Below are 2,737 nucleotides of genomic sequence, written 5' to 3'. Positions count from 1 at the left end.
GACGAGACGGAGATCGAGGTCCTGCGCATCCTGACCGGCCGGTTCGGGCGCACCTCCATCGAGCGCATCCTTTCGGGGCCGGGCCTGTTCAATCTCTACCAGGCCCTGGCGGAGATCCAGGGGGCCCCGGCGACCCTGGCGGACGAGACCGCGGTCACCGCCGCCGCCGAGGGCGGCGACGCCCTCGCCAGAGAGACCCTCGACCGCTTCTGCGCCATCCTGGGCTCGGTGGCCGGCGACCTTGCCCTGACCTACGGCGCCCGTGGCGGGGTCTTCATTTCAGGGGGCCTCGCGCCGCGCATGGCCGACCGGCTGGAAACAGGCGAGTTCCGCCGCCGCTTCGAGGCCAAGGGTCGGATGAGCGGCTTCATGGCGCAGATCCCGACCACCCTCATCCAGCATCCTTACGCCGCCCTGGTCGGCGCGGCGCGGGCCCTGAAGCGCCCGGCGGCGGGGCTGAGGTGACCCCGGGGGCCCGAGCGGCCCCTCAGAAGACCCCCTCCGGTCCGCTTCGCGGCCCACCTCCCCCTGGAAGGTGGAGGAATTTCAACGTCTTAATTGCTCCCCATCAGGGGGAGCTCCCCGCGCAGCGGGGTGAGGGGGTGCAACGGCGGCTCCGCAGACCTCCTCGGCCTGAAAAGGGGGAGGAATTGGGCGTTATCGTCCCTTGAAGTTGCCCGGGCGGCGTTCGGCCACGGCGCGGACGCCCTCGGCGAAGTCTTCGGTGGCGCGCAGGATGGTCTGCTGGCCGTGCTCGTGGTCGGTCTGCGCCCGGACGGCGGCGGCGAGGCCGGCGCGCAGGGTCTTGCGGGTGGCGACCACAGCCAGGGGGGCGTTCTCGGCGATCTCGGCGGCGAGGGCCTTGGCGGCCTCGAGCAGTTCGGGCTGCGGGACCACCTCGTCCACCAGGCCCCAGGCCAGGGCCTCCTCGGGCTTCACCCGGCGGCCGGTGAGGAACATGAGGCTGGCCCTCTGCTCGCCGATCACCCGGGGCAGGGTGTGGGTCAGGCCGAAGCCGGGATGGAAGCCCAGCTTGACGAAGTTCGCCGTGAACCGGGCCTCGGGCGAGGCGATGCGGAAGTCTGCGACGAGGGCCAGGCCCAGGCCCGCGCCCACGGCGGCGCCCTGGACGGCGGCGATGATGGGGGTTTCCACCGAGAACAGGCGCACGGCCTGGGTGTAGAGGTCATTGATGCCGTTCATGCCCGAACCGCCGATACCGTCCGGGGCGGCGAGGTCGGCTCCGGCGCAGAAGGCCTTGCCGGCCGAGGCGAGGACGACGGCCCGGACCTGGTCGTCGGCGTCGATCTTCTTGAGGAGGTCGGCCAGGTCGCGCATCAGCGGCACGGAGACGTGGTTGTTGGGCGGCCGGTCGAGGGTGACCACGGCGATGTGGCCGGTCCTCTCGACGGTGATCTCGGGGCGCTCGGTCGTCGTGGTCATCTCTTCACTCCCAGGAGGTTGCGGGCGACCACCATGCGGTGGACTTCAGAGGGCCCGTCGTAGATTCGCATGTTGCGGATGCTGGCCGCCATCAGGTGCAGGGGCAGTTCCTTGGTCATGCCCATGGCGCCGAAGCACTGCATGACATTGTCCAGGACCTCCCAGGCCATTTCGGTGGCGAAGACCTTGATCATCGAGATCTCGTTCTTCACGTCCTGGCCCTGGTCCAGCTTCCAGGCGCAGTGATAGGTCATAAGCCGGGCGGCGTGGATCCTGGTGGCGGCGTCGGCGGCCCACCACTGCACGGCCTGGCGCTGGGACAGGGGCTGGCCGAAGGTCACGCGCTGAGGGGCGTACTCGATCATCATGTCGAGGGCCCGCTGGGCGAGGCCGATGCACCAGGCGGCCATCTCGATCCGGCGGGTGCCCAGGCGCACCTGCATGGGGGCGAAGCCCTGGCCCTCGACGCCCAGCAGCTTCCAGCCCGGCACGCGGACGTCGTCGAGGGCGATCTCATAGGTGAAGGCGCCGGCCAGCATGGGGATGCGGCGCAGGATGTTGAAGCCGGGCGTGTCGCGGTCGACCAGGAAGGCGCTCATGCCGCCGCGGGAGCCCTTCTCCTTGTCGGTGACAGCCATGACGATGGTGAAGTCGGCCTGCTCGGCCCGGCTGGTCCAGATCTTCCGGCCGTTGAGAATCCAGTCGTCGCCGTCGCGCACCGCCCGGGTGATCATGCCCGCCGGGTCGGCGCCGGCGCCCGGCTCGGAAATGCCGATGGCGCTGATGGTCTTGCCCGCCGCATAGGGGGCCAGATAGGCCTCGCGCTGTCGCTCGTTCACCGTGGCCATGAGCATGCGCAGGTTCGGGGAGTCGGGCGGCAGGGTGTAGGGGGTGATGGTCGAACCCATGGCCTCGTTGACGCCGATCAGGGCCACCTGGGGCAGGTCGAAGCCGCCGACGTCCTCGGGGGCGTCCAGGCCCCACAGGCCCAGCTTCTGCGAGACCTCGTCAATCCGGGCCCGCTCTTCCGGCGAGAGCCAGATCCCCTGACCGGCGGCGTCCCGCGCCAGCACCGCGCCCTCGAGGGGGATGAGCTCCTCGCGCACGAAGCGCTCGGCGAGGTCCTTGAGCATCCGGTGCTCTTCGGAAAGCTGAAAGTCCATGCGGCGGCCTCCTCCCGGCTTGCGCCATCGGCTGGGGAGATCATAACGACGGAAACGGCCAAGGGGAGACACGACGTGGCGGAAACTCGGGAACTTGCGACGACGGCGACGGGCCCCCTGGCGGGAATCCG

General features: G+C 70.2%; 3 protein-coding genes. 1 reads left to right on the top strand and 2 read right to left on the bottom strand.

Going from position 1 to position 2,737, the window contains the following annotated elements; all coding sequences use genetic code 11:
• Positions 1-465, top strand: a 465-nt coding sequence (locus tag IM632_RS05960; protein ID WP_296552121.1) for a glucokinase, incomplete at its 5' end; no start/stop codon positions are given.
• A gap of 192 nt (positions 466-657) precedes the next feature.
• Here IM632_RS05960 and IM632_RS05955 read toward each other — a convergent pair.
• Positions 658-1,443: an enoyl-CoA hydratase/isomerase family protein gene (locus IM632_RS05955; protein ID WP_296522874.1), complete on the bottom strand. Its 786-nt coding sequence runs from the start codon at positions 1,441-1,443 to the stop codon at positions 658-660.
• Entirely contained in the window at positions 1,440-2,606 is a 1,167-nt protein-coding gene (locus IM632_RS05950) for an acyl-CoA dehydrogenase family protein (protein WP_296481924.1), read from the bottom strand. Before IM632_RS05950 ends, IM632_RS05955 begins: the two co-directional genes overlap by 4 nt.
• Positions 2,607-2,737 lie beyond the last annotated feature (131 nt).

Source organism: Phenylobacterium sp. (assembly GCF_020402505.1).
Classification (GTDB): Bacteria; Pseudomonadota; Alphaproteobacteria; order Caulobacterales; family Caulobacteraceae; genus Phenylobacterium.
Note: the sequence above shows the minus strand (reverse complement) of the source record. Positions and strands in the feature narration are given on the sequence as shown.

Excerpts from the sequence above, each read along its gene's own strand:
- IM632_RS05955 (WP_296522874.1), bottom strand. The coding sequence starts at position 1,443 with ATGACCACGACGACCGAGCGCCCCGAGATCACCGTCGAGAGGACCGGC.
- IM632_RS05950 (WP_296481924.1), bottom strand. The coding sequence starts at position 2,606 with ATGGACTTTCAGCTTTCCGAAGAGCACCGGATGCTCAAGGACCTCGCC.